We start from the raw sequence: 25,953 nt of genomic DNA, 5'->3' as shown, positions 1-25,953 counted from the left end.
ATGTGTATTTTTTCATCAGCTGTAAATTTAACCATAGAAAAACTGCACCTCCAATTGTTAGACGGTGTCTAACAATTGGGGTGCAGTTCAGAAGTCGCTCGTTTTTTTGTTTTGTCCCGTAAAAGCCCAATGGATAAAGGTTGATTGAAGTTTCACTTTATATATGTCAATAAATACATAATAAATATTTTTTCAGTTGTAACAAATATGACGAAAATTAAATATAACAATTCACAAAAAGGACAAAAACTTTGCTCAATATTTCACAAAGCATCCATGGTTTCTATCGTGGGAATCTCTATAATTAAGAGTGTAAAGAACAAAAGAAATAGATTATATGATCAATTAGGAGAGATTGCTATGAAAAGAAATACAAGAAAAATTGCAATTATCGGTACTGGATTAGTTGGATCAAGTTGTGCATATTCCATTGTAAATCAAGGCATTTGCGAAGAGCTATTATTAATTGATATAAATCATGAACGTGCAGTTGGGGAAGCGATGGATTTATCACATTGCATTAACTTTACAAATACAAGAACAAAAGTATATGCAGGAAGCTATGAAGACTGCAAAGATATGGACATCGTTATTATTACAGCGGGACCAGCACCAAAACTTGGACAAAGTCGCTTAGATACTTTAGGAGCGAGTGCGAAAATTATGGAAAGTGTTGTTGGTGGCGTAATGGAAAGTGGATTTGATGGTATTTTCTTACTTGCATCGAACCCAGTTGATATTATTACATATGAAGTGTGGAAATTATCTGGATTACCTAGAAATCGTGTGATCGGTACTGGTACATCACTAGATTCTTCTCGCTTAAGAACAATTTTATCTGAAATGTTACATGTAGATCCTCGTAGTATTCATGGGTATTCATTAGGAGAACATGGTGATTCTCAAATGGTTGCTTGGTCTCACGTAACTGTTGGTGGAAAGCCAATTCTACAAATTTTAGAGGAGCAAAAAGAACGATTTGGTGAAATAGATTTAGATGAAATTGTTGAGAAGACTGCAAAAGCAGGATGGGAAATTTATAAACGAAAAGGTACTACTTATTACGGAATCGGAAATTCTCTAGCGTATATTGCGAGCTCAATCTTTAACGATGATCACCGTGTCATTGCTGTATCAGCCATTTTAGATGGAGAGTACGGTGAGTATGATATTTGTACAGGAGTGCCAGCTATTATTACTAGAGATGGTATGAAAGAAGTTGTAGAACTAAACTTAACAGAGGACGAAGAATCTCGATTCGCAAAATCAAACGATATTTTACGTGATTATATGAAAACAATTGGTTACTAACTTATAGGAGAAGGTGAAACAAATGAAGGAATATATAATGTCTCGTGTATTTAAAGCATCTGCTGGAATCGCACAAGGTATTTTCGTATCCCTCGGAATTGGTTTACTGATCGAAAATATAGGAAGAATTGTTGATATTCCATTACTTATTACAATCGGAGTTGTTGCAAAATCACTTATGGCACCAGCCATTGGTGCCGGCATTGCTTTTATGCTCGGTGCAAACGGTCTTGTTATCTTTTCAGCGATGGTAGCTGGAGCGATTGGTGCCGGATCCATTTCAATTACTGAAGCGGGTCTAATCATTAAAACAGGTGAGCCAATCGGTGCATTATTAACAGCAACTTTAGCTGTATATATCGGTAAACGTTTAAGTGGAAAAACTGCGTTAGATATGATGCTCGTTCCATTTGCGGCCATATTAGGTTCTGGTTTAGTTGGTATTTGGTTATCTCATAATATTACTCCTGTTTTAAATACAGTTGGAGCATTTATCAAAGATAGCTCAGCTGGTAGTCCGTTTATCGCTTCTATCGTCATTGCAGTAGTTTGGGGGCTATTACTTATCTCTCCAGCTTCATCAGCTGCATTAGCGATCGCACTTAGCTTAGATGGCGTTGCAGGTGGTGCAGCTCTAGCAGGATGCGTTGCTCAGTTTATCGGATTCTCTGTAATCTCAGCGAAAGAAAATAATTTAGGTGGCATATTAGCTCAGGCGCTTTGTACTCCGAAAGTACAGTTGCCAAACATTACTAAAAATCCAATGATTCTCGTCCCGACTGTCGTCGCTAGTGCGATAGTCGGCCCAGTATCGGCATTAATTTTCCAACTAGAAGCAGGGAAAGAAATCGCTGGTCTTGGATTAAGTTCTCTTATCGCACCAATTAATTTAATTTCCAGTCAAGGATGGGGAGTTCTTCCAGCTATGGCAATCACTTATATCATCATTCCAGTAGCTGTTTCTTATATACTTTACATTGCTCTTAAAAAAGCAGGTCGTATTCATTCTGGTGATATGACTGTACCGCAATCTTAAATTGAAAATCTCCTTAATAATAGATAAAAGCAGACTGAAGAAGCCACAGTCTGCTTTTTTGTTATGTTACATCTTATGATTTTGTTTTACTGGAATGCGTACTGTTTCTTTTGCTAATAAGAGCTGAACGCCGAAGTATAATATACTCGCGAGCGTCATTCCAGAAACAGCATCTACAAATGCATGTTGCTTCGTAAATAGTGTTGATAAAATGATAAGTGTACCGAAGAAAGTAAGGATGTAATATTCAAAAGCATGTTGCTCTCTACGCTTAAAGGCAGCTAACATAATTACAAATGTCGTAAGAACGTGAATGCTAGGGAAACAGTTTACCGGTTGATCAATACTATAAATATAGCGAACTAGTTCAGAAAATACGTCTGTTCCAACGACAGTTGGACGTGGTACAGTTGTCTGCCAAAAATAATAAATAGAAAAACAAGCAAGTTTGCCAAGAATTACACTACTTAAAGTAACGTAATATTGCTTTCGATCAGCAAAGCAGTAATAAATAAGTGCGCCGTATAAGTAAGGAAACCAAAGTAAATAAGGAATAATAAATGCTTTTACAAATGGAATCCAATCATCTACTACAGTTGTGACATCTACTGCGTGAACAGTTGATTTATTTAATACGTCGTAAAGGGGACTTACGAGTACGAGTAGAAGTATATAACTTAACGGAAGAAAAGATGAAAGTTTAAATTTCTTCATGATAATCTCCTATGTTTAGTAATGTAGGTAAATTCAATTGATTATAATATAGAAACGTAAATTGGGCTATCGATTTTACTTACATTTTCTTGAATTAACCTTACGTTTTTGTCACTTGACTTAAAAGAAGGGGAGAGTGCTATATGAAGCGTTTATCGTATTTCTTATTTTTTATATTGATATGCCTAGTGAGTGCTGGGTGTGCAAAGGATAAAGAAGGAGAGAAATTAGAATATAACGGGAGAGCACTCGTAATTGGAGTTGTTGGAGAAAAACCGAAAGATACGTTTAGGAATATAAAGTTTGAGGAAATGAAGTTAGAGGAACTGGAAAAGAAATCTAAGGAAGTGGATGGTTTTCTAATAATGAAAGATCACTTTCAAGAAGCCTCAACAGAGCAGTATAAAAGTATATTTTCATCGCTAAAGAAACCAGTGTTTTTTATCGGTTTGCAAGATAAATCATATTCAACGTTTATTACGAAAGGGATAGAGTATAACAGTGCACGAAAAGATGTAAATGCTATGTATACGCAAGGCTTTGCAAATATCGGAAGTGGTGAAGGACAACAATGGGCAGTTGGTTTATCAAATGGTGGAAATACTGAAGAAAGCATTCATAATATGTATATCGTCGTATTTCAAACAATTGCAGATTATTTGAGTCGATGAATAAGGAGCCTGTAAACGAGGCTTCTTATTTTTTAAGCAGAAGCACATATAACAATATGATCGAGAAGCTTACGAAAGCATTACAACGTATGCGAGATGCATTCCCTGCTATAATGATACCGATTTATAATTTTATATCAGCTATTGCAGATTTAATTATAAAGTTTTAATGAAGCGCATCCAGGAATCGGTTATATAGTGGTTCAAATGATTCCGTTATTTATGCGATTACTTGTTGGGATCGCTAAGGCTATTTTGTCCTACACTAGTAGGTTTTTTTATTAACAGTAATTCCTCAATATTCATGAAATATGCAAATGTGCATATTGTATTTATTTGGATTTTTTGTATGCTAAAATCAAATATAGGGATTTTTGTATATAACGAATTGAAATCAGAAATATCCAATGAATTTTGAGAGGTGTTACATGTTTAAAAACAAGAAATTAATTCGATTTGGTCTAACATTACTTGTATGTTTATTTGTAATTGATTTTACAATCAGTTATTTTCAAGTATATCTTGAATCAGCGGCAGGTATTAAATGGGTAATATCAGAAACTTGGAGAACTATTTTGTTAGATGCCCCTGAAAGTATATTGGTTATTTTAGGCGCAATTGCTTTATATGATTTTACAAAAGAAACATCTCCAAAAGACGCATCAATTTAAATGCGTCTTTTTTATTTCATTTAATTAGCAATTTCGTGGATGGTAGTTTTGCTATTAATAATAGGAAATTATGTCATACAATGAAGATAATATTAGAAATTTATGAGGAGGATTACGTTGGGGAAATTTTTAATTAGTTATGCTGCAAGTTTGCTTGCTTTTATTATCATATGGTTCTTAATACCGTATATTTCTAATCCTAGTTATTCTTACGAGAATGATTTACCTAACATATTTGGATTCATTATAATTCTCATTATATTTGGTAGTATATTAGATCTTGTAGCTTGCCTAATTGGAGAAGTATTATACAGGAACATAAAACAATGTAGGAAGTTTCGATTTGGAATTCCTGTATTTATAGGACTCGCTCTTATCTATATATGTATACTCTCTCTTTTTACTATTACAAGTGTATATGCTTCTAGTTTAGTTGCGCCTATTATTATGGGGTGCTTAGCTTTTTATTTAGTACGTAGAAAAATATAATTAACTTCAACTAACGATAATTATGTAAATGAGATAGTGGCGGTTCCGCAAAGATTTTGAATAAACTAAGAAAAAGTAGAAAACTATACATTTCTGCTTTAATAAAGGATACGTTTAATAACTTTTTTATGGGCTCACTACTACAGTCAAAATCGTTAGTTCCTTTTATCTGTACGCCTTTGTCATTTAAAGTATTTTCAGGTTTTGTGACCATAGGCTGAAATGGTTAAATAAACGTTTGTTTAAGATGTATGTTCGGTAGGAAGAAACCGATGCAGCTCAAGGGATAACAAAGAAAAAGGGGAACGAATCAAACGTTTGTTTAAGATGTATGTTCGGTAGGAAGAAACCGATGCAGCTCAAGGGATAACAAAGAAAAAGGGGAACGAATCAAACGTTTGTTTAAGATGTATGTTCGGTAGGAAGAAACCGATGCAGCTCAAGGGATAACAAAGAAAAAGGGGAACGAATCAAACGTTTGTTTAAGATGTATGTTCGGTAGGAAGAAACCGATGCAGCTCAAGGGATAACAAAGAAAAAGGGGAACGAATCAAACGTTTGTTTAAGATGTATGTTCGGTAGGAAGAAATCGATGCAGCTCAAGAACTAACAAAGAAAAATAGGAAGTTAATCAGACGTTTGTTTAAGATATATGTTCGGTGAGGGATGAGAGAAGAATCTACAAAAAATATATATTTATTTTTTCTTAACAAATGGCGGAAAAATAAGAAAAATTGCAGGATTATTAAAAATTATCACGAAATAAGTAAAAGTTTAGCGAATAATCGTTTGAAATAATAAAACGTTTTCTATATGATAAAGGTAAAGGTTAGTAAAAAAGTAGGTGAATTTATGACAGTAACATTTTATTCATATCCAAAGTGTGGCACATGTCAAAAGGCAAAGAAATGGTTTGAGGCAAACGATGTAGCATATGAGATGATTCATATTGTTGAAAATCCACCGTCAAAAGAAGATTTACGTAATTTACATGTGAAAAGTGAATTACCATTAAAAAAATTCTTTAATACAAGTGGAATGCGTTACCGCGAACTTGGTCTAAAAGATAAGTTGAAAGATGCAAGCGAGGACGAAATGTATGAGCTTTTAGCATCTGATGGCATGTTGATTAAACGTCCAATTGTAACAGATGGAACGAATGTAACACTTGGTTTTAACGAAGAGCAGTTTGAAAGTGTGTGGAAAAAGTACCAATAAGGTATTTTTACATAATTAATACATTCACTGGAGGTACAGTCATGAGCATTCCAAATAATTTACGTTACTCTGAAGAACACGAATGGGTAAAAACTGAAGGTAATGAAGTTGTAATCGGTATTACTCACTTTGCACAAGGTGAGCTAGGCGATATCGTATTCGTTGAACTTCCTGAAGTAGGTGCAACAATCGAAGCTGACGAGCCATTCGGAAGCGTAGAATCTGTTAAAACAGTTTCTGAATTATACGCACCTGTAAGCGGTAAAGTTGTAGCAGTAAACGAAGAATTAAGTGACCAACCAGAACTTGTAAACGAATCTCCATACGAGGGTGCATGGATGGTTAAAGTTGAACTTTCTGATGCAAGCCAAGTTGAGAAGTTATTAACTGCAGAAAAATATGCAGAAATGACAAACCAAGACTAATTTTAGTCAACTGAAGGACAGCCTTTGTGCTGTCCTTTTTATTTTGTGCTACATAATGAGTTGAAAAGCACATATATATGAATCAATTATCATGTGAGAGTACATTAATGGGAAATCTATTTAGTGAAGTTTCATGCTTTTTACAATCTAAACGAGCCGTTTCCGCTTTTCATTGTCCAGCTCCAGCGGCTAGAACAGTCGGTTATTTCACTCCTTCACTTGAGGCAAAAGGCGCCTCTAGTTCAGGAGTTCCAATTGCCCTCTTGTTCTAAACAAGCCGCTTCCGCTTTTCTTGATTGTCCAGCTCCACCTCCTAGCCCTTCATGTCTAAGAACCTTCCGCACGAGAAGACAAAAAGCGTCTTCTGTGCGAAAGAACCTTAGCCAACAGGGCTAAACAGTCGGTTCCGCTTTTCTTAATTGTCCAGCTCCAGCGGCTAAATTGTTCGGTGGCTTCGCTTCTTCCTACAAGGCAAAAAGCGCCTTTACGTCAGAAGCTCCATCCCCCTCACAATCTAAACAAGCCGCTTCCGCTTTTCTTTTGCAAAAATAAACAGGAAACAACATGAAAATAACGAATATACTATATACTAAGTTAAAGGTTGTATAGTATATGGTGATCGGGTGATGACATATGATTTATGTAGAAAAAGTCATTATTGTAGAAGGTAAATCAGACAGAAGAAAGATTGAATCTATTATTCGTGAACCGGTGGAAATTGTTTGTACAAATGGTACAATTGGTTTGTCGAAAATGGATGAGCTCATTGATCAGTTTTTTGATAAGGACGTATATGTGCTAGTGGATGCTGATGATGCAGGGGAAAAGTTAAGGAAACAGTTTCGAAAAGAATTTCCGCAAGCAGAGCATATTTATATTGATCGCTCGTACCGAGAAGTGGCGACTGCACCTTCTTCACATTTAGCAAATGTATTATGGGGAGCTGACATTGACGTTTATACAGAATATTTACGGTAAGGAATGATAGAAGTGATTGACTGGACAGGAGCCGAAGCTACAGCCCTAATAGAGAATGAAGAAAAAACAGTGCTATATGTATATACACCAATGTGTGGAACATGCCAATTAGCAAAGAAGATGTTAACGGTTGTCGAGATGACGATTGAAGAGTTGAAAATTGGAATGTTAGATTTAAATTATGCTCCGCATTTAGCGAAAGAGTATGGAATCGAAAGTGTGCCTTGTTTACTTGTTTTTGAAAATGGGACACTCATGAAGAAGATATATGCATTTCATTCGGTTGAATATTTATATACGGAATTAAAGTAGGCGGCAAAGTTTTTGCCGCCTCGACATATTTCTTGGGAAATATGTCGACATGCGGGATGGATACAGTATTTGTCGAGCGAAAGTAACAGGATTGCTCTTTAGTGAGAGGGAAATGGTATGTAATAGAAAGTGATATGAAGGATGTGATTTAGGGTGAAATTATATTCTTTGCTTCAATCATTTGTAAATTACGCTAACGGTCAATATCATTTAGAACCGCTTTTAAGACAAGGAGAAAAAACTGTTAATTTCCGCTTTGGAGATGAAAGTTGTTCATTACAAATTTCAAGAGATTATATAGAATTGTCACAAGAGGCAAGAGGAACGGAACAAATTGTGTGCTTAGATGAAGAGGATGTAAAACAATTAGTGAACGGAAATGTAAGATTGCAAACGTTAATGAACGATGGACGTGTGCAATATTCGGGAACATATCGAACGATGCTATTAGTTGAATCGATGTTTCATATATGTAAACCGATGTCAGTAGGTGCTTAAAATTCTGAAGTTTCTTGTTTTGTGAAAATTCTTGTTGACATGACGTGTGGATATTGATACAATTCAATTCATAAAATATAGACAATTTCATAAATTACAAATCAGACGAAAATTAAATCTGATTTCTCTTATCAAGAGAGGTGGAGGGACTGTGCCCTGTGAAGCCCGGCAACCGTCAACTTATGTTGAAATGGTGCCAATTCCTGCAAAGCGAATGCTTTGAGAGATGAGAGAGAGGGATAATGTTGTTATATACGCATATAAACCTTTCTGCTTCTCTAAAGCGGAAAGGTTTTTTTGTTGTTTGAATGTGGAGGACATTCAAATAATAAGAGGAGCTATGGCGATAGATTACACGCATGAAAAATAAAAAAATTGCGGAGTCTATCCAAACAAAAAAGGGGTGAACATCATGATCTTATTAGAAAATGTAAAGAAAATATATAAGGCAAAAAGCGGTGATGTCACTGCTGTAGATAACGCCAATTTAAAAATAGAAAAAGGCGAAATATTTGGTGTTATCGGATATAGTGGTGCTGGGAAAAGTTCTTTAATAAGGCTGTTTAATCAGTTAGAGAAACCAACTTCTGGCCAAATTACAATTGCAAATCGTGTCATTTCAGCAATTACAGGAAGTGAACTTCGTAAGGCAAGGCAAGAAATTGGAATGATTTTTCAGCACTTCAACTTACTTTGGTCACGAACTGTACGCGAAAATATCGCATTTCCACTTGAGATTGCAGGTGTTGATAAGGAGAAGAGAAGAAAACGTGTTGATGAGTTAATTCATCTCGTTGGATTAGAAGGAAGAGGAGACGCGTATCCATCCCAGTTAAGTGGTGGACAAAAGCAGCGTGTTGGGATTGCTAGAGCGTTAGCTAACAACCCACAAGTGCTTTTATGTGATGAAGCAACGTCAGCACTTGATCCGGAAACGACAGATCAAATTTTAGATTTACTACTTGATATTAATAAGCGTCTCGGTTTAACAATTGTATTGATTACACATGAGATGCACGTAATTCGAAAGATTTGTAATCGTGTTGCGGTAATGGAGAAAGGGAAAATCGTAGAAACAGGTCCAGTACTTGACGTATTCCGTAATCCACAGCAAGACATTACGAAACGCTTTGTACAGCAGTTAACAGATTCTGAAGATACAAACGAAACAATTGAAAGTTTAATTGAAAAATATCCAGATGGCAAAGTAATTCGCTTGCAGTTTGTCGGCGAGGCTGTAGAAAGACCAGTACTTCAAAGATTAATGCAACGCAGTGATATAGAAGTTAGCATTTTGCAAGGAAATATCGCACAAACGAATAACGGTTCTTACGGAAGTTTAGTTGTTCATTTAAATGGTGAGGAAACAGCAATCCAGCAAGCGATAGAGGGAATACATCAAGATCAAGTAGAGCTGGAGGTGATTGCACATGGATAAGTTACTCGTAAATGTTGATTGGAACCAAATGTTAGAAGCAACTGGTGAAACGTTATATATGACGGCAATCGCAGCGCTTGCCACATTTGTTTTAGGACTCATTTTAGGATTGTTACTCTTTATGACATCCAAAGATAATTTATGGGAAAACAAAGCGGTTAATACAGGGATTGGAGCCTTCGTAAACATATTCCGTTCTATACCGTTCATCATTTTAATCATTTTATTAATTCCATTCACAAAGATTATCCTTGGAACAATTCTCGGGGCTAGTGCAGCATTGCCAGCTTTAATTATTGGAGCGGCACCATTTTACGCAAGAATGGTTGAAATCGCACTTCGTGAAATTGATAAAGGTGTAATCGAAGCTTCAAAAGCAATGGGGGCAAAAACAAGCACAATCATTTTAAAAGTGTTAATTCCAGAATCATTACCAGCGTTAGTATCTGGTATTACGGTAACGACAATTGCTTTAGTAGGCTATACAGCAATGGCGGGAGTTGTTGGTGCTGGTGGTCTTGGAACACTTGCTTACTTAGAAGGATTCCAGCGTGGAAATAACGATGTAACAATCGTTGCGACAATTTGTGTGTTGCTAGTTGTATTTTTCATTCAGTGGATTGGTGATAGTGTAACGACTCGAATAGATAAAAGATAATGAAAACAGGAGGGTATTTCAAATGAAAAAATTATTACTTACAGCACTTATTTCAACCTCAATTTTTGGGTTAGCTGCTTGTGGCGGGAAAGATAAAGATGAAAAGAAACTTGTTGTTGGTGCTTCTAACGTACCGCATGCTGAAATTTTAGAAAAAGCAAAACCGTTACTTGAGAAAAAAGGAATTGAGTTAGAAATTAAAAAATTTCAAGACTACGTATTACCAAATAAATCGTTAGCGGATAAGGATTTAGATGCAAACTACTTCCAGCACATTCCGTATTTAGAAAAAGAGATTAAAGATAAAAAGTATGACTTTGAAGTAGCCGGAAAGATTCATTTAGAACCAATTGGTGTATATTCTCAAAAGTATAAGAGCTTAAAAGAGCTTCCAGACGGAGCAACAATTATTATGAGTAATTCTGTTGCTGATCATGGACGTGGTTTAGCAATTTTACAAAAAGAAGGTATTTTAAAAATTAAAGATGGAGTAGATCCAGTTAAAGCGACTCCGAAAGATATTGCGGATAATCCGAAAAATCTAAAATTCAAAACGGATATCGAGCCTGGTTTATTACCACAAGTGTATAACAATAAAGAAGGCGACGCTGTTCTAATTAACTCTAACTATGCAATTGATGCGAAATTAAACCCAGAAAAAGATGCGATTGCAATTGAAGGTAGTGATTCTCCGTATGCTAACATCGTAGCAGTTCGTAAAGGGGATAAAGATAAGAAAGAAATTAAAGCTCTTGTAGAAGTGTTGCATTCTAAAGAAATTGAAGACTTTATTACTAAAGAGTATAAAGGGGCAGTTGTTCCTGTAAAAGAATAATTGTTTGAAGAAGGGCTGGTGTATGCCGGCTCTTTTTTTCTAACTACATACCTATAGGGGAGAAGGGGATATCAGATGAAAAAGATTATACTGTCAGTTGTTACAGCGCTATCTGTATTTACATTAGCTGCTTGCGGGGGAAAAGAGGAAAATAAGCTTGTCGTTGGAGCTTCTAACGTGCCGCATGCTGTTATTTTGGAGAAAGCACAGCCAATATTAGAGAAAAAGGGTATTAAATTAGAGATTAAAAAGTTCCAGGACTATGTGTTACCGAATAAAGCGTTAGCGGATAAAGAAATTGATGCGAATTACTTCCAACACATTCCGTATTTAGATAAAGAAATTCAAGAAAAAGGATATAAAATTGTAAACGCAGGAAAAATTCATTTAGAACCAATGGGCATTTATTCTAAGAAATATAAAAGCTTAAAAGACCTGCCAGAGGGCGGAACAGTTATTATGAGTAATAACGTGGCTGAGCGCGGCCGTATGTTAGCACTATTACAAAAAGGTGGCGTTATTAAGCTTAAAGATGGAGTAGATGTTGTTAAGGCGACAGTAAAAGATGTTGTAGAAAATCCGAAAAACTTAAAGTTTAAAACAGATGTTGAACCTGGACTGTCACCGAAGCTGTACGAAAATAATGAGGGAGATGCTTTATTTATTAATTCAAACTATGCAATTGATGCGAAATTAAATCCAACAAAGGATGCAATTGCGATTGAAGGATCAGACTCTCCGTATGCAAATATTATTGCAGTTCGTAAAGGTGACGAGAAGAAAAAAGAAATTAAAGAACTGGTAGAAGTATTGCATTCAAAAGAAATTCAGGATTTTATTACTAAAGAATATAAAGGTGCTGTACTTCCGGTAAGTGAATAAAAGTAAGGAAAGGACTGGGAATTTACCAGTCCTTTTTTCTTTATATATATAAGAAGAAAGGTGTATCATATAAGGATGCAAAGGAAATACTTATATACATTTGTGAAAAAATTGTTACTTTTTTTCGTCGTTTGCGATATCATTTTATTTGATATAAAATTAGAATGAGAATAAAATGAGAATATGAACGTTTTAGGAATTTTTAAAATGTATATATAGGATTAATGGAGGTATTGAGATGGCTGGTTCTACATTAACGGTTAAAGACTTACACGTATCAATTGACGGCAAAGAAATTTTAAAAGGTGTAAACCTTGAAGTAAAAGGTGGAGAAATCCACGCAATTATGGGACCTAACGGAACAGGTAAATCAACTTTATCTTCTGCAATTATGGGTCACCCAAAGTATGAAGTAACAGAAGGTAGCATCATCATTGACGGTGAAGATGTATTAGAAATGGAAGTAGACGAGCGTGCACAAGCAGGTCTATTCTTAGCAATGCAATATCCAAGTGAAATTAGCGGAGTTACAAACGCTGACTTCTTACGTTCTGCGATTAACGCACGTCGTGAAGAAGGCGATGAAATTTCTCTTATGAAATTTATCCGTACGTTAGATAAAAACATGGAATTCCTAGAAATGGATCCAGAAATGGCACAACGTTACTTAAATGAAGGTTTCTCTGGCGGTGAGAAAAAACGTAATGAGATTCTTCAATTAATGATGATTGAGCCAAAAATTGCAATCTTAGACGAAATCGACTCTGGTCTTGATATCGATGCGTTAAAAGTTGTATCTAAAGGTATTAACCAAATGCGCGGCGAAGAGTTCGGTTGCCTAATGATTACGCATTACCAACGTTTATTAAACTACATCACTCCAGACTTCGTTCACGTTATGATGAACGGTCGTATCGTTAAATCTGGTGGCCCTGAGCTTGCACAACGTCTAGAAGCTGAAGGTTACGACTGGATTAAAAAAGAATTAGGTATTGAAGACGAAACAGCAGAGCAAGAAGCGTAAGAGAGGAGCATAAACATGACAATCGGTACATTACCTTTCGATCAAGAAACAATCCGTCAGCGCGCTAGCGAAGTAAACGAAGCTGCTTGGTTGACTGAGTTCCGCTTACAAGCTCTTGCACAAGCAACAGAACTTCCAATGCCAACGCCTGATAAAACGAAAATTGAAAAATGGGACTTTATCGGAAAAGGCGACGCTGCTAAGCAAGAGCCTGTAAGTTCTTTAACAGAGCTTCCAGAAGCAGTGAAAAACTTAATCGATGAAAATAACAGCGTACTAGTACAACGTACTGGTACAACTGCGTTCGTTTCTTTAGCAGACGAAGCAAAAGAAAAAGGTGTTATTTTTACAGACATCGTAACAGCTGCAACAGAGCATGCTGAACTATTACAAAAGTATTTAATGAAAGACGGCGTGAAAGTAGACGAGCATCGTCTAACTGCACTTCATGCTGCATTAATCAACGGCGGTGCATTCGTATATGTTCCGAAAAACGTTGTTCTTGAAACTCCACTTCAAGCTGTATTCTTAGTAGACGGCGAAGAAGCTAACGTATATAACCACGTATTATTCGTAGCTGATGCGAACAGTACTGCAACTTATGTAGAAAACTATGTTGCAAATGAAAATGCTAAAGGTATTGCAAATATCGTAGCAGAAGTAATCGTGGAACAAGGCGCACAAGTGAAATTCGGTGCGGTTGATTTATTAGCAAAAGACGTAACAACTTACGTTAACCGCCGCGGCATTGTAGGACGCGACGGCCGCATTGATTGGGCTCTAGGCCTTATGAATGACGGAAACACAATCTCAGAGAACGTTACGAACTTAATGGGCGACGGTTCATATGCTGATACGAAAACAGTAACAATTGGCCGTGGTAACCAAACACAAAACTTTACAACTAAAGTTGTTCACTTCGGTAAACACTCTGAAGGTTGGATTTTAAAACACGGTGTACAAAAAGATAGTGCAACATCTATCTTTAACGGAATTGGTAAGATTGAACACGGTGCATCTAAATCAAATGCACAACAATCTTCTCGCGTTCTTATGTTAGACGAGAAAGCTCGCGGAGATGCAAACCCAATTCTTTTAATTGACGAAGATGATGTAATGGCAGGTCACGCAGCTTCAGTAGGCCGCGTAGATCCGTACCAATTATACTACTTGATGAGCCGTGGTATTCCAAAACGCGAAGCAGAACGTTTAGTCATCCATGGATTCTTAGCACCTGTAGTAAATGAGCTTCCAATTGAAGGAGTAAAAGCACAGCTTGTTGAGGTAATTGAAAGGAAAGTTCGCTAATGAATATTCATGAAATACGCAAACAGTTTCCAATTCTTAATCAAAAAGTGAACGGCAAACAACTTGTTTATTTCGATAGTGCAGCAACTTCTCAAAAACCAATTCAAGTCATTGAAACGTTAGAACGTTACTATAAAGAATATAATTCTAACGTGCATCGCGGTGTTCATACGCTCGGTACGAAAGCTACTGACGCGTATGAAGGTGCACGTGAGAAAGTTCGCAAGTTTATTAACGCGAAATCAATGGAAGAGATTATTTTCACGCGCGGAACGACAACAGCATTAAATACAGTAGCGGCTAGCTATGGTCTTGAAAATGTAAAAGAAGGCGATGAAATCGTTATTTCTTACATGGAACACCATAGTAACATCATTCCGTGGCAACAAGTTGCGAAGAAAACTGGCGCAACTTTGAAATACCTTCCGCTTCAACTAGACGGTACAATTTCTTTAGAAGATGTTCGTCAAACTGTTACACCGAATACAAAAATCGTTTCTATTATGCACGTGTCAAACGTACTTGGAACGATTAACCCTGTAAAAGAAATCGGAGCAATCGCACATGAAAACGGTGCAATCATGATCGTTGATGGGGCACAAAGTGCACCTCATATGAAAGTGGATGTACAAGATTTAAACTGTGATTTCTACGCATTATCTGCTCATAAGATGTGCGGACCAACAGGTGTCGGCGTATTATATGGTAAGAAAGAATTGCTAAACAATATGGAACCAATTGAATTTGGTGGTGAAATGATTGATTTCGTAGACTTACAAGAATCTACGTGGAAAGAGCTTCCGTGGAAGTTCGAAGCAGGTACACCGATTATCGGTAATGCAATCGGACTTGGTGCGGCAATTGATTTCCTAGAAGAAATCGGTCTTCATAATATTGAAAAGCATGAACATGAATTAGCGCAATACGCTTTAGAAAGACTATCAGAAGTAGATGGCGTTACAATTTATGGTCCAAAGCATCGCGCTGGCCTAGTTACATTTAATATTGAAGACGTACATCCTCACGATGTAGCAACAGTATTAGATGTGGAAGGCATTGCAGTTCGCGCAGGACATCACTGTGCACAACCGCTTATGAAGTGGCTAAAAGCTTCTTCAACAGCACGTGCGAGCTTCTATTTATATAATACAAAAGAAGAAATTGATACATTTGTTGAATCGCTAATCAAGACAAAGGAGTATTTCACAAATGTCATTTAATAATTTAGATACGTTATATCGTCAAGTTATTATGGATCATTACAAAAATCCTCGTAACCATGGCGTGTTAGAAGATAGTGTTACCGTTAACTTGAACAATCCAACTTGCGGCGATCGTATTCAACTTACGATGAAAGTAGAAGAAGGTATTGTGCAAGAAGCGAAGTTTGAAGGAGAAGGATGTTCCATCTCAATGTCTTCAGCTTCAATGATGACACAAGCAGTAAAAGGTAAGAAAATTGAAGAGGCACTTCAGCTTTCTAAAATTTTCTCTGACATGATGCTAGGAAAAGAGTACGATGACAGCATCGATTTAGGAGATATTGAAGCATTACAAGGCGTATGCAAGTTCCCTGCACGTATTAAATGTGCAACATTAGCGTGGAAAGCGTTAGAAAAGGGCTTAAACGAAGATAAGTAATGTTAAAGGTTCCTAAAAACGAGGTTATCTAAGGAGGGACACACCAACATGGCGAAGCAACTGCCAGATATCGGCGATTACAAATATGGTTTCAAAGACAAAGACGTTTCGATTTTCCGTGCTGGACGCGGTTTAACAAAAGAAATCGTTGAAGAGATTTCACGTATGAAAGAAGAACCACAGTGGATGTTAGACTTCCGTTTAAAATCACTGGATAAGTTCTATGAAATGCCAATGCCACAATGGGGCGGCGACTTAAATGACTTAGATTTCGATGAAATTACGTACTACGTAAAACCATCTGAGAAATCTGAGAAGTCTTGGGATGAAGTACCTGATGAAATTAAAGCGACATTTGATAAATTAGGTATTCCTGAAGCTGAGCAAAAATATTTAGCTGGTGTATCTGCACAGTACGAATCTGAAGTTGTATACCACAACATGAAAGAAGACCTAGAAGCTCTAGGAATCGTCTTCAAAGATACAGATAGCGCATTAAAAGAGAACGAAGATATTTTCCGTGAGCATTTCGGAAAAGTAATCCCACCAACAGACAACAAATTCTCTGCATTAAACTCTGCAGTTTGGTCTGGTGGATCATTCATCTACGTTCCAAAAGGTATTAAAGTTGATACACCACTTCAAGCGTATTTCCGTATTAACTCTGAAAATATGGGACAATTCGAGCGTACGCTTATCATCGTAGACGAAGGCGCACACGTACACTACGTAGAAGGTTGTACAGCACCTGTTTACACGACTAACTCACTTCACAGTGCGGTAGTAGAAATCATCATTAAGAAAGATGCATATTGCCGTTATACAACAATCCAAAACTGGGCGAACAACGTATACAACCTAGTTACAAAACGTGCGGTTTGTGAAGAAAACGCAACGATGGAATGGATTGACGGTAACATCGGATCTAAATTAACGATGAAATACCCAGCAGTTATCTTAAAAGGCGAAGGCGCTCGTGGTTTAACGTTATCTATCGCGATTGCTGGTAAAGGCCAACACCAAGATGCTGGTGCGAAAATGATTCACTTAGCACCAAACACTTCTTCAACAATCGTTTCTAAATCGATTGCGAAGCATGGTGGTAAAGTAACTTACCGTGGTATCGTACACTTCGGACCAAAAGCGAAAAACTCTCGCTCTAACATCGAGTGTGACACGTTAATCATGGATAACCAATCTACATCTGATACAATTCCTTACAACGAAATCAAAAACGATTACGTTTCACTTGAGCACGAAGCGAAAGTATCGAAAGTATCAGAAGAACAATTATTCTACCTAATGAGCCGCGGTATTTCTGAGCAAGAAGCTACAGAAATGATCGTAATGGGCTTCATCGAGCCATTCACTCGCGAACTTCCAATGGAATACGCAGTTGAAATGAACCGCCTAATCAAGTTTGAGATGGAAGGTTCTATTGGTTAAATAGAAACGCGGAGCCGACTGTTCAGCCCCGTTGGCTAAGGTTCTTAGACATGAGGGTCTAGGAGGCGAAGCTGGATAATATTTAAAAGTGGAATTGGCTTATTCTAGCCGCTAGAACTGGATAATATATGTATGAAGAAAGCGTCCTGCTGTGCAGGGCGCTTTTTTATTTGTTATTTATCCCGCATTAACGGGCAGTAAGGCCCCCGCCTCAAAATTCAGTGGAAGCAAAGAAGTTAGGTGGGGGCGGGCTGCCCGTAAAAGCCTTCATCAATCGGAGATGGGGAAAGAGATACCGGGGTGGGTGTTCGGCTAAATATATCAACGATTTTTCAAATATATCGATCATAAATGGGAATATATCAACGATTATTTCAATATATCAACGTTTCGACAAGGAATATCGATTTGTCGACAAAGTAAGACAAAAGAAAAACCTCACATACCCCAAACATTTTATAAGAACAGAGAACGACTAGATTTAAGACAAAGATACTGACAAATCCACTTGAACAACCCCCCACTGAATTCTCTCTTAAACTTTTTGAAAAATCCCCCACTTCACCATCTAAAATCCTTTAACACCAACTAGAAAAAACAAAAGTTTCCATATAAAAAGGACAATCTTTTGCTTTTTCTCACAATGCGAGTACAATGTAAAATAGCAAGAAAAGACGAAAAGTATTTACAGGATTATTGCGTACGTATAGCGTAAATGGCAGTAAGGAATTGAGAGGAGGTTTTTTCTCTGAATATAAATAAAGAAACAATCATCCACCTTTATCATACAAACGATATACATAGTCATTTTGAAAATTGGCCGCAAATTTCTCGGTTTGTACAAGGGGAGAAAAAGCGAAGACAGGAAGCGGGAGAGACTGTTTTAACTGTGGATATTGGCGATCATGTGGATCGTTTTCATAGTATTTCGGAAGCGACGAATGGGCTTGGCAATACGAAGCTTTTAAATGAGGCGTTATATGATTATGTAACGATTGGAAATAATGAAGGAATTACGTTAGCGAAGGAGCATTTGAATCGTCTATATGATGATGCTGGATTTGAGGTGCTCGTCGCGAATTTATTTGAAAAAGAAGGTATACGTCCAGCATGGGCAAAGCCTTATAAATTACATACAACGACAGATGGAATTACGATTGCTTTTATTGGATTAACGGTAGCATATCCCGAGTTTTATCAAATGTTAGACTGGCACATTGAAGATCCAATCGAGCATTTAGAGTCTATTTTAGAAGAAGTGCGAGATGAGGCTCATATTACAGTTGTCCTTTCGCATCTTGGAAAAAGTATGGATGAGTATATGGCGGAGCATTATGATATAGATGTTATTTTAGGTGCACATACGCATCATTTATTTGAGCGCGGTGTTCTTATGAATAATACTTTACTTTGTTGTTGTGAAAAGTGGGGCCGTTACGTTGGGCACGTGCAGCTTACTGTGGATAAAGAGACGAAGAGACTGTTGAAGAAGGACGGTAGAGCGATTAAGACAGAGCGGTTAGGTGCTTATAGTGAACCGTTATCCACAATTGAAATGCTGCAGGAAGAAAGTAAGCATATTATGGCAGAGCCTGTCGTTCATTTAAAGGAATCATTACCAGTTGATTGGTTTCATGAGACATCATTTTCGCACATGTTAGCAAATGCGCTGAAAACGTGGTGCGGTGCAGAGATTGGAATGGTGAACGCTGGTGTACTTCTTGAGGGATTAGAAGAAGGTGTTGTGACGCGCGGAGATATTCACAGAATTTGTCCACATCCAATTAATCCATGTGCGTTGAAAGTGTCAGGAAAAACATTAAGAGAAGTGATCTTGAAAGCACGCCGCCCGAATATGGAGAATCTTGAGGTGAAAGGATTCGGATTTCGAGGAAAAGTGATGGGGAAAATGATTTACGCTGGTGTAGAAGTCATTCCAGATACGATTCCAGGCAATAAACTTTTACTGGAGGATGTATTAATTAACGGAGAATTGCTAGAGTTAGATCGTATATATACGGTAGGAACGATTGATATGTTTACATTCGGCTACTTATACCCAGAGCTATCCACACTTTCTGACAAACAATATTATATGCCAGAACTACTTAGAGATGTGTTAACAGACATGTTAATAACTCATACATCTTCCGTCAAACTATAGGCTAGTTACTTGTAACACTCATTTTTCTCTTGTCATACAGATAAGAAAGAGAGGAGTGTGAACTATGGTTAATGTGGAGCCAATTATAATCGATAATTATACGTTTATTGCGGTTAGTGTAAAACTTCCAAAGACAAATTTGCTAGCTGTAATGAGCGATAAAGGATATATTATGTGTGGTGCATTAGATGTAGGTCTTTTAAATGAGAAGTTAGGTGATCGGGGAATTATTGCTGGCCGTGCGGTTGGTGTAAGAACGATTGAACAACTTCTTGAAGCACCGTTAGAATCCGTAACGACTGGAGCGGAAGCGTTAGGTATTCCAGTAGGAACGATTGGAAAAGAAGCGTTATTAAAAATGAGATAAGCATATATCGTCCCTCCTTCTTGCATAGAAATGATATAAGAAGGAGGTTTTTTTATGAGCATATTTCGTTCGAAAAATTCGCGGTTTCGAAGGGGACCTATTTCCTTTCGGTACATACTGCTTATGTCATTTATTCTTTTTGTGATATTACTAATGCAAGGATTATGGATTGTGAATAACAGCATTCAGCCAACGTTAATGAAATATGGGGAAGTAGAGACGCATAAAATGGCGACAGCAGTCATGACGAAGGCGGTAAAGGATAGAATTAATGAAGGATTCGACGTCGATTCATTAATGAAAGTACAAACGGATCGGAACGGAAGAGTATCTACAATTAATTTAAATACAAAGCAAGTAAATGAAATCGTAACATCAACGACCACATACATAGAAAAATATTTACAGCAAGTAGAACAAGGGAATTTGAAGGAGCTAGGTATTTCTGAAAAAAACGGGGCGACTATGGCAGTTCCTTTTGGTCGTGTAACGGATAATGTGCTTTTCGGAAATATGGGGCCAGATATTCCGATTGATTTCACGACAATCGGTCATGTAAACACGGATATTAAACAAAAAATTGAGCCGCATGGGATTAATAATACAGCGATTCAAATTGTTATGGAGATGGAAGTAACGTTGCAAGTGATTATTCCATTTCATACGAAAGAAATAAAAGTGAAACAAGATGTTCCGATTGCAACGCGCATTGTTCAAGGAGAAGTGCCTACTTATTATGGAAGCGGTGGCGTTGTTGTACCGGATAAAAAGAAAACGGATAGTTAGCGAATATAAAGTGAAACTTTAATCAGTGGGGGGCTTTTACGGGCAGTTGATCCCCAACCGACCGAACTCCCTTGCTTTCGCTGAATTTTGAGGTAGGGGTCTTACTGCTGGGCAAATAGCGGGATAAAAAATAACCGTAGCAATCTGCTACGGTTATCGTTTTGTATTTGCTCGTTCTTTGCGTTCCCACAAGCTTAAATGCATGTATGGATCGAATGCCCATTCTGTATAGCCATTGTCTTTATACATGCCAAAATGTAAGTGGGGCGGAAATTTTCCGGCTGTACCAGGAGGTCCATAACCGGTGCTACCAACAAATCCGATTACTTTTCCTGGCTCAACAATTTGTCCAAGCTGTATTTCTTTTGAGAACCCGCCTAAATGAGCGTAATAATGGTAATTGTTATGAAGGTCGCGAATACCAATGCGCCATCCACCAAGGCGGTTCCAACCTTTCGTTTCAATAATGCCATAGCAAGTCGATCTTACTGGCACGCCATATCCGGCAAAAATATCGGTTCCTTCATGAATCCTTCTGCCGCCAAAACTTCTTCCAGCGCCGAAAGTACTCCGATAGCTATGGTCACTACGAATCGGAAGAGGAAAAGCATTTCCTTCTAAATTAATACGTCCATAATGTTTATAAATTTGGGCGTATTCACTAATTAAATCAACTGTTTTTGCACGTCTATAATATTCCCAGAGCATAATTTTAATACGGTCTTCTGACGTTCCTTGTTTCCTTAAAATAGTCGCTGCGGTATGCAGAAGATCACGGTCGCTATTTGCATTTGCAAATCCATCTTTGTCACCATCTAAACCTATTCCGCCAAATAGAGAAATTGTATGGGGGAGAGTATCGTTACTATTGATAGGTCCAGCCCATATTTCTGGTTTGAAATAAAGGGAAATGATGGCATCTGGTTTTTTCGGAATATCTTTTCGTACGCTCCGTATATTTCTTTCATATTGATCCATTGCAGCTAAGTAATACCATGGAATGCCTGAAGACTGCTCGGTTTCTTTATATAGTGCCATGCGCTTTTCGTATATGCTTTGCTGATTATCTTCACCGTAAGCGATGTTTTGGTGGAGAAGAAAACAAATAGAAAGCAAAAGAGAAATTTTTCGAAGCATGAAATAGACTCCTTTCACAACATCACTCTTTTTAGTGTGGGATATACGGAGTATTTCATTATAGGGAACGATTGGAAAAAATCTTAGAATCTTCATTTGAGCAAATCGCTTTCATACGTTAGAATAGATATGTTACATTGAAAGAAGCGAACACGGTAAACTATTTCATATTGTGCGGAGTTGATAACCATGACAAAACAAACAGAATATAAGCGCAAGCCCGAATGGTTGAAAATTAAGTTAAACACGAATGAAAACTATACAGGCTTAAAGAAAATGATGCGTTCTAAAAATCTTCATACCGTTTGTGAAGAGGCAAAATGTCCGAATATTCATGAATGCTGGGCTGTAAGAAAAACAGCAACATTTATGATTTTAGGTGCGGTTTGTACACGTGCTTGTCGTTTTTGTGCGGTTAAAACAGGCTTACCAACTGAGCTTGATTTACAAGAACCAGAACGCGTAGCAGATTCAGTAGTACAAATGGGCTTAAAGCACGTCGTTATAACAGCGGTTGCACGTGATGATTTAAAGGACGGGGGAGCAGCTGTTTTTGCTGAAACAGTACGCGCAGTACGTCGTAAAAACCCATTCACGTCTATCGAAGTATTACCATCTGATATGGGTGGAGTAGAAGAAAACTTAAAAATGTTAATGGATGCAAAACCAGATATTTTAAACCATAACATTGAAACAGTACGTCGATTATCTGACCGAGTTCGCGCTAGAGCAAAATATGAACGTTCATTAGAGTTTTTACGTCGAGCGAAAGAAATGCAGCCTGATATTCCAACTAAATCGAGCATTATGGTGGGCTTAGGTGAAACGAGAGAAGATTTAATTGAAGCAATGGATGACTTACGTGCAAACAATGTGGATATTTTAACTCTTGGGCAATACCTACAACCATCTAAGAAGCATTTACCAGTTCTTAAATATTACCCACCAGCAGAATTTGCAGAGCTTAAAGAAATTGCACTTAGCAAAGGATTTAGCCACTGTGAAGCTGGCCCACTTGTACGTTCTTCTTATCATGCGGACGAGCAAGTACGTTCTGCAAAAGAAAAAACAGCAGAAGCCAAATAATGAAAAAAGAGAGCTAACCATTAGCTCTCTTTTTGTTTGTACTCTAAAACAGTATTTGGGCATGTGAATACAATTTTTTTTAATTCCTCTGTGGATAATTCAATTGTAAATTCGGGTACACCAGGTGTAATCAAAATTTTATCGTACGTATAAATGGAACTATCCACAATAATCGTTACATCTTGTGAATAACCGAAAGGAGCTACACAGCCAGGGGTGCAACCAGTTTTTTCTCGTAACTCATGTGGAGAGCAAAGTGATAAGCTTTCTCCTGTTATTTTTTTCATTTCTCCTCGGTCGAGCCGAGTACCCTCTAACGTAAAAAATACGAAATAATCTCCGGATTTTGATTTTAAAAATAAGCTTTTACTTGGAGTACCTTGCAAACCGAGTCTTTCACGCACGATACGATCTGTCTCATAATCAAGCACTGGCTCGTGTTCAAACTTTTCATAAGAAATATTTGTTTTATGTAGTAAAGAAAGTACATCTTCATACATATGGAATGATACCCCTCTCTATTGTTAATACAGTCTCTTCTCGTGGCGTCAACTGAGTGTTTCGGAAAGGGATACTACTTGGACGACGCTTCCCATAATCGTTTTATGATACTTTGTTCACCGATTGTAATTTCGTAAACATCAGGATTCGTTAAAGTTCTCCATTCATTAAAGCCGATCGTATGATCAAAGTGCTTTAAAATGAGTGTAAGTAAGTTTCCATGTGTAATGAGTAGTGTTGTAGTATGGTTTAATTTTAAAACGTCTTGGATAAGCGATATAGCACGGTCCGTCGCTTGTTTTGTTGACTCTCCGCCTGAAAAGGCAATATCTATGTTTGTAAAAGTAGATTCTAGTTTTGGCATCCAATCATCCATCGGAACGTTGCTTAATATACGTTCAGCTAATCGTTCATCCTCTTCGATAGATAGGTTAGCTTGGAGCGCATAGGGCCGAATAGAATCGATAGCTCGGACAAATGGGCTCGAAATAATATGATCTATTTGTAGCTGATTTTCTAAAAGGAATGTAGCAAGGATATTAGCTTGATTTTTTCCGGCAGTCGTTAATTCGGCATCACGTTTTTGTCCAGTTGCGGAACAATGTCGTATTACAATAATTTTCTTCATAATTCATCCCCATCTTTCAAGTTGACGCTATATACTTCGACAAATGTAGAAATAATTCCTTTTTATTGGAAACAGCATATGGATTTAAATATGTGGAAAAGTAATGTGGATAATGAAAAATTGAGGTGCCACTATGAAAAAAATGATGTGCATTGTATTCATTATTTGTTTTCTTATGCAATTATCCACAACATATGCAGAATCCAATGAAAAGTTAGATTATCCAAGCAATCGAAATAAGCCATTTGTGAGTGAGGATGTGTTTTATAAACAGTTAGATAAGAAAATTTATAAAGAATACAAAAATGCAGCATATAGTGTTCGGAAAAAAATCTTATTTAAAGAAGTGCCTGATGAAGAATTTTCTTTCCTACAAAAAACAGCTGTCGGTTGTCGAAGTAGAGTGGTGCTTCAAGATTTTTTGTTCACCCTGATTGCCAAGTGTACTTCTTTGCTTCTTTTACTCAAAATGAAGTAGAAGAGTTTTATAAGTATATCGTTATAGATGCAGAAACAAAGAGGGAGCTGCAAGAGGGCAAAAGTTATCATCATTGTGATAATCCTTATAAAGTGAAACTTTAATCAGTGGGGGATTTGTCCACTGATTATTAGTTGAACCAATCGGGCAGTTACGGACAGTTGATCTCTCGCCTAACTTCTCTGCATTTGCCGAACTTTGAGGTGAGAGTCCTACCGCCCGTTAGTGCGGAGTAAAAAATAACCCACCAACTGGTGGGTTATTTTTTACTCCGGCACACTCATTAATTTCACTTTCATTTTGCGAATCACAACGAGAGCACAAATTGTTAGTAGAAGAGTAATCCCTTCTGCAACAAAGATGTTGATCGTTTTTGTTTGGTAAAGTGCTGCGAAAAAGTCTACGAATGCGTGGAATAATATAGCATATACAAGGAAGATGTACTTCTTTTGTTTTACTGCGTATAAAACAAGCATTGTAAAGGCAATTTGCAATACGAGTGCCATAATTCTTTCTACGCTACCAAGGAAGTAAAAATAGGCAGGCTGCTCGATTAACATGTCCTTTACAAGGTTTAATTGAGGTAGTTTTTCTGCCATTTGAGCGAAGCTACCATCGTTAATAGCATTTGCGAATATAAGAGTTTGCAATGCAGAGAATCCGCCAACTAAAATAGATTCTATCCCGCCGTGACCAATTCCGTAAGCAAAGCCATCTTTATATTCTAGATATTTTTTTAGTAGGAAGAAGAAGGCAACGAAGCGTCCTAATTCTTCAAAAATACCAGCAGTTAGCCCGCCATAAAGTGCGAAGACAAATGGATTTTCTAAAAATGGAGCGATTGCTGGATTACCGCGCATAAATAGATGAAATGGTGTTTCGAGAATTTGGGTAAATCCGATAAAGATAAGAACACCAACTCCGACCACTTTCCAATTAATATTATATTTTTTACGGAAATAAACGAGTACAATAATTGGGACCAGAACCGAAACAACGAGTTGCATAATGATGCTGGCAATTACAGTATTTGAAACCATACTTTCACCGCTTTCTAATATATGTACATATCTATTATGCATGAAATATGGGAGAGATGAAACTTTTAGAGATAAATTGAAACTTTAATCAATGGGAGTGTTGTCTATTCCCCGAATTTTGAGGTGAGGGTATTACTGCTCGCAAATAGAGGGATAAAATGAATTTACTTATTGACTCTAACGTTGCGTCATACTTTATCGTATGTATTAA

The 25,953-nt window shown here is 37.2% G+C and carries 29 protein-coding genes, 2 pseudogenes and 1 riboswitch; of the genes and pseudogenes, 26 read left to right on the top strand and 5 right to left on the bottom strand.

What is annotated here, in order from left to right:
* Nucleotides 1–207: 207 nt before the first annotated feature.
* Together DPQ31_RS24775 and DPQ31_RS24770 are read left to right on the top strand one after the other, a co-directional pair.
* Nucleotides 208–1,311: an L-lactate dehydrogenase gene (locus DPQ31_RS24775; RefSeq protein ID WP_261797468.1), complete on the top strand. Its 1,104-nt coding sequence runs from the start codon at nucleotides 208–210 to the stop codon at nucleotides 1,309–1,311.
* Between the two features lie 22 nt (nucleotides 1,312–1,333).
* Complete coding sequence (locus DPQ31_RS24770) at nucleotides 1,334–2,347, top strand: PTS sugar transporter subunit IIC (protein ID WP_000666180.1); 1,014 nt, start codon at nucleotides 1,334–1,336, stop codon at nucleotides 2,345–2,347.
* 66 nt (nucleotides 2,348–2,413) lie between these two features.
* On the opposite strand, the gene DPQ31_RS24765 is transcribed toward DPQ31_RS24770, so the two are convergent.
* On the bottom strand, nucleotides 2,414–3,061 hold the full coding sequence (locus DPQ31_RS24765; RefSeq protein WP_000713778.1) for a phosphatase PAP2 family protein: 648 nt from the start codon (nucleotides 3,059–3,061) through the stop codon (nucleotides 2,414–2,416).
* A 143-nt stretch (nucleotides 3,062–3,204) separates the two neighbouring features.
* On the opposite strand from DPQ31_RS24765, the gene DPQ31_RS24760 reads away from it, so the two are divergent.
* The 22 genes and pseudogenes from DPQ31_RS24760 to yunB all read left to right on the top strand — a co-directional run bounded on the left by DPQ31_RS24760 (nucleotide 3,205) and on the right by yunB (nucleotide 20,872).
* Nucleotides 3,205–3,732: a hypothetical protein gene (locus DPQ31_RS24760; protein WP_000826881.1), complete on the top strand. Its 528-nt coding sequence runs from the start codon at nucleotides 3,205–3,207 to the stop codon at nucleotides 3,730–3,732.
* Nucleotides 3,733–3,915: 183 nt separating this feature from the next.
* Nucleotides 3,916–4,017, top strand: a pseudogene (locus DPQ31_RS29740) (quinol oxidase); the annotation flags it as partial.
* A 143-nt stretch (nucleotides 4,018–4,160) separates the two neighbouring features.
* Nucleotides 4,161–4,403, top strand: coding sequence for a DUF3937 family protein (locus DPQ31_RS24755; protein ID WP_141555973.1), 243 nt, complete (start codon nucleotides 4,161–4,163; stop codon nucleotides 4,401–4,403).
* Between the two features lie 117 nt (nucleotides 4,404–4,520).
* Nucleotides 4,521–4,892, top strand: a complete 372-nt coding sequence (locus tag DPQ31_RS24750) for a hypothetical protein (protein WP_097957492.1) — start codon at nucleotides 4,521–4,523, stop codon at nucleotides 4,890–4,892.
* A gap of 852 nt (nucleotides 4,893–5,744) precedes the next feature.
* The gene (locus DPQ31_RS24745) at nucleotides 5,745–6,110 is read left to right on the top strand and encodes an arsenate reductase family protein (RefSeq protein WP_000218972.1); all 366 of its coding nucleotides are present in this window, start codon (nucleotides 5,745–5,747) and stop codon (nucleotides 6,108–6,110) included.
* Between the two features lie 41 nt (nucleotides 6,111–6,151).
* On the top strand, nucleotides 6,152–6,535 hold the full coding sequence (gene gcvH / locus DPQ31_RS24740) for a glycine cleavage system protein GcvH (RefSeq protein WP_000026896.1): 384 nt from the start codon (nucleotides 6,152–6,154) through the stop codon (nucleotides 6,533–6,535).
* Between the two features lie 77 nt (nucleotides 6,536–6,612).
* The gene (locus DPQ31_RS24735; RefSeq protein WP_142307017.1) at nucleotides 6,613–6,807 is read left to right on the top strand and encodes a hypothetical protein; all 195 of its coding nucleotides are present in this window, start codon (nucleotides 6,613–6,615) and stop codon (nucleotides 6,805–6,807) included.
* A gap of 361 nt (nucleotides 6,808–7,168) precedes the next feature.
* A complete protein-coding gene (locus DPQ31_RS24730; RefSeq protein WP_000640865.1) occupies nucleotides 7,169–7,513 on the top strand; it encodes a toprim domain-containing protein in 345 nt (114 codons plus the stop codon).
* Between the two features lie 3 nt (nucleotides 7,514–7,516).
* Nucleotides 7,517–7,825, top strand: a complete 309-nt coding sequence (locus DPQ31_RS24725; RefSeq protein ID WP_002039867.1) for a thioredoxin family protein — start codon at nucleotides 7,517–7,519, stop codon at nucleotides 7,823–7,825.
* 153 nt (nucleotides 7,826–7,978) lie between these two features.
* Nucleotides 7,979–8,323 carry a hypothetical protein gene (locus tag DPQ31_RS24720; RefSeq protein ID WP_000781225.1) on the top strand — a complete coding sequence of 115 codons (345 nt, stop codon included), beginning with the start codon at nucleotides 7,979–7,981 and terminating at the stop codon, nucleotides 8,321–8,323.
* Between the two features lie 125 nt (nucleotides 8,324–8,448).
* A riboswitch (SAM riboswitch) is annotated at nucleotides 8,449–8,556 on the top strand.
* A 179-nt stretch (nucleotides 8,557–8,735) separates the two neighbouring features.
* Nucleotides 8,736–9,761 carry a methionine ABC transporter ATP-binding protein gene (locus tag DPQ31_RS24715; RefSeq protein ID WP_000601773.1) on the top strand — a complete coding sequence of 342 codons (1,026 nt, stop codon included), beginning with the start codon at nucleotides 8,736–8,738 and terminating at the stop codon, nucleotides 9,759–9,761.
* A complete protein-coding gene (locus DPQ31_RS24710) occupies nucleotides 9,754–10,419 on the top strand; it encodes a methionine ABC transporter permease (RefSeq protein WP_000359560.1) in 666 nt (221 codons plus the stop codon). The genes DPQ31_RS24715 and DPQ31_RS24710 overlap by 8 nt, the downstream gene beginning before the upstream one ends.
* A 22-nt stretch (nucleotides 10,420–10,441) precedes the next feature.
* Entirely contained in the window at nucleotides 10,442–11,254 is an 813-nt protein-coding gene (gene metQ, locus DPQ31_RS24705; protein WP_000735082.1) for a methionine ABC transporter substrate-binding lipoprotein MetQ, read from the top strand.
* Nucleotides 11,255–11,329: 75 nt separating this feature from the next.
* Entirely contained in the window at nucleotides 11,330–12,136 is an 807-nt protein-coding gene (metQ, locus tag DPQ31_RS24700) for a methionine ABC transporter substrate-binding lipoprotein MetQ (RefSeq protein WP_000720648.1), read from the top strand.
* Nucleotides 12,137–12,374: 238 nt separating this feature from the next.
* Nucleotides 12,375–13,160, top strand: a complete 786-nt coding sequence (sufC, locus tag DPQ31_RS24695) for a Fe-S cluster assembly ATPase SufC (RefSeq protein WP_000929162.1) — start codon at nucleotides 12,375–12,377, stop codon at nucleotides 13,158–13,160.
* 15 nt (nucleotides 13,161–13,175) lie between these two features.
* The gene (gene sufD, locus DPQ31_RS24690) at nucleotides 13,176–14,468 is read left to right on the top strand and encodes a Fe-S cluster assembly protein SufD (protein ID WP_000152176.1); all 1,293 of its coding nucleotides are present in this window, start codon (nucleotides 13,176–13,178) and stop codon (nucleotides 14,466–14,468) included.
* On the top strand, nucleotides 14,468–15,688 hold the full coding sequence (sufS, locus tag DPQ31_RS24685; protein WP_208731135.1) for a cysteine desulfurase SufS: 1,221 nt from the start codon (nucleotides 14,468–14,470) through the stop codon (nucleotides 15,686–15,688). Before sufD ends, sufS begins: the two co-directional genes overlap by 1 nt.
* The gene (gene sufU, locus DPQ31_RS24680) at nucleotides 15,678–16,109 is read left to right on the top strand and encodes a Fe-S cluster assembly sulfur transfer protein SufU (RefSeq protein ID WP_000009523.1); all 432 of its coding nucleotides are present in this window, start codon (nucleotides 15,678–15,680) and stop codon (nucleotides 16,107–16,109) included. Before sufS ends, sufU begins: the two co-directional genes overlap by 11 nt.
* Nucleotides 16,110–16,157: 48 nt before the next feature.
* On the top strand, nucleotides 16,158–17,555 hold the full coding sequence (gene sufB, locus DPQ31_RS24675; RefSeq protein ID WP_001118824.1) for a Fe-S cluster assembly protein SufB: 1,398 nt from the start codon (nucleotides 16,158–16,160) through the stop codon (nucleotides 17,553–17,555).
* Nucleotides 17,556–18,303: 748 nt separating this feature from the next.
* Nucleotides 18,304–19,719, top strand: a complete 1,416-nt coding sequence (locus tag DPQ31_RS24670; RefSeq protein ID WP_206773092.1) for a bifunctional metallophosphatase/5'-nucleotidase — start codon at nucleotides 18,304–18,306, stop codon at nucleotides 19,717–19,719.
* Nucleotides 19,720–19,783: 64 nt separating this feature from the next.
* A complete protein-coding gene (locus tag DPQ31_RS24665; protein WP_000248467.1) occupies nucleotides 19,784–20,086 on the top strand; it encodes a YunC family protein in 303 nt (100 codons plus the stop codon).
* A 54-nt stretch (nucleotides 20,087–20,140) separates the two neighbouring features.
* Nucleotides 20,141–20,872 carry a sporulation protein YunB gene (gene yunB / locus DPQ31_RS24660; RefSeq protein WP_043322472.1) on the top strand — a complete coding sequence of 244 codons (732 nt, stop codon included), beginning with the start codon at nucleotides 20,141–20,143 and terminating at the stop codon, nucleotides 20,870–20,872.
* 153 nt (nucleotides 20,873–21,025) lie between these two features.
* On the opposite strand, the gene DPQ31_RS24655 is transcribed toward yunB, so the two are convergent.
* The gene (locus DPQ31_RS24655) at nucleotides 21,026–22,009 is read right to left on the bottom strand and encodes a M23 family metallopeptidase (RefSeq protein ID WP_000944665.1); all 984 of its coding nucleotides are present in this window, start codon (nucleotides 22,007–22,009) and stop codon (nucleotides 21,026–21,028) included.
* Nucleotides 22,010–22,198: 189 nt separating this feature from the next.
* On the opposite strand from DPQ31_RS24655, the gene lipA reads away from it, so the two are divergent.
* Entirely contained in the window at nucleotides 22,199–23,095 is an 897-nt protein-coding gene (gene lipA, locus DPQ31_RS24650; RefSeq protein WP_000166372.1) for a lipoyl synthase, read from the top strand.
* Between the two features lie 20 nt (nucleotides 23,096–23,115).
* Here the strand turns inward: lipA and DPQ31_RS24645 are convergent, their stop codons facing one another.
* Both DPQ31_RS24645 and DPQ31_RS24640 read right to left on the bottom strand, forming a co-directional pair.
* Entirely contained in the window at nucleotides 23,116–23,595 is a 480-nt protein-coding gene (locus DPQ31_RS24645; protein WP_097957499.1) for a YbaK/EbsC family protein, read from the bottom strand.
* 74 nt (nucleotides 23,596–23,669) lie between these two features.
* Nucleotides 23,670–24,224, bottom strand: a complete 555-nt coding sequence (locus tag DPQ31_RS24640) for a histidine phosphatase family protein (protein ID WP_097957501.1) — start codon at nucleotides 24,222–24,224, stop codon at nucleotides 23,670–23,672.
* Between the two features lie 133 nt (nucleotides 24,225–24,357).
* Between DPQ31_RS24640 and DPQ31_RS24635 the strand changes: the two are divergent.
* Nucleotides 24,358–24,806, top strand: a pseudogene (locus DPQ31_RS24635) (hypothetical protein).
* Nucleotides 24,807–24,968: 162 nt separating this feature from the next.
* Here the strand turns inward: DPQ31_RS24635 and DPQ31_RS24630 are convergent.
* Nucleotides 24,969–25,784, bottom strand: coding sequence for a YhfC family intramembrane metalloprotease (locus DPQ31_RS24630; protein ID WP_002039875.1), 816 nt, complete (start codon nucleotides 25,782–25,784; stop codon nucleotides 24,969–24,971).
* Between the last annotated feature and the right edge of the window lie 169 nt (nucleotides 25,785–25,953).

Source organism: Bacillus sp. COPE52, assembly GCF_003355115.1.
In the GTDB taxonomy this organism is placed as follows: Bacteria; Bacillota; Bacilli; order Bacillales; family Bacillaceae_G; genus Bacillus_A; species Bacillus_A toyonensis.
The sequence above is the reverse complement of the archived record's forward strand: the minus strand, read 5'-3'. Positions and strand labels throughout refer to the sequence as shown.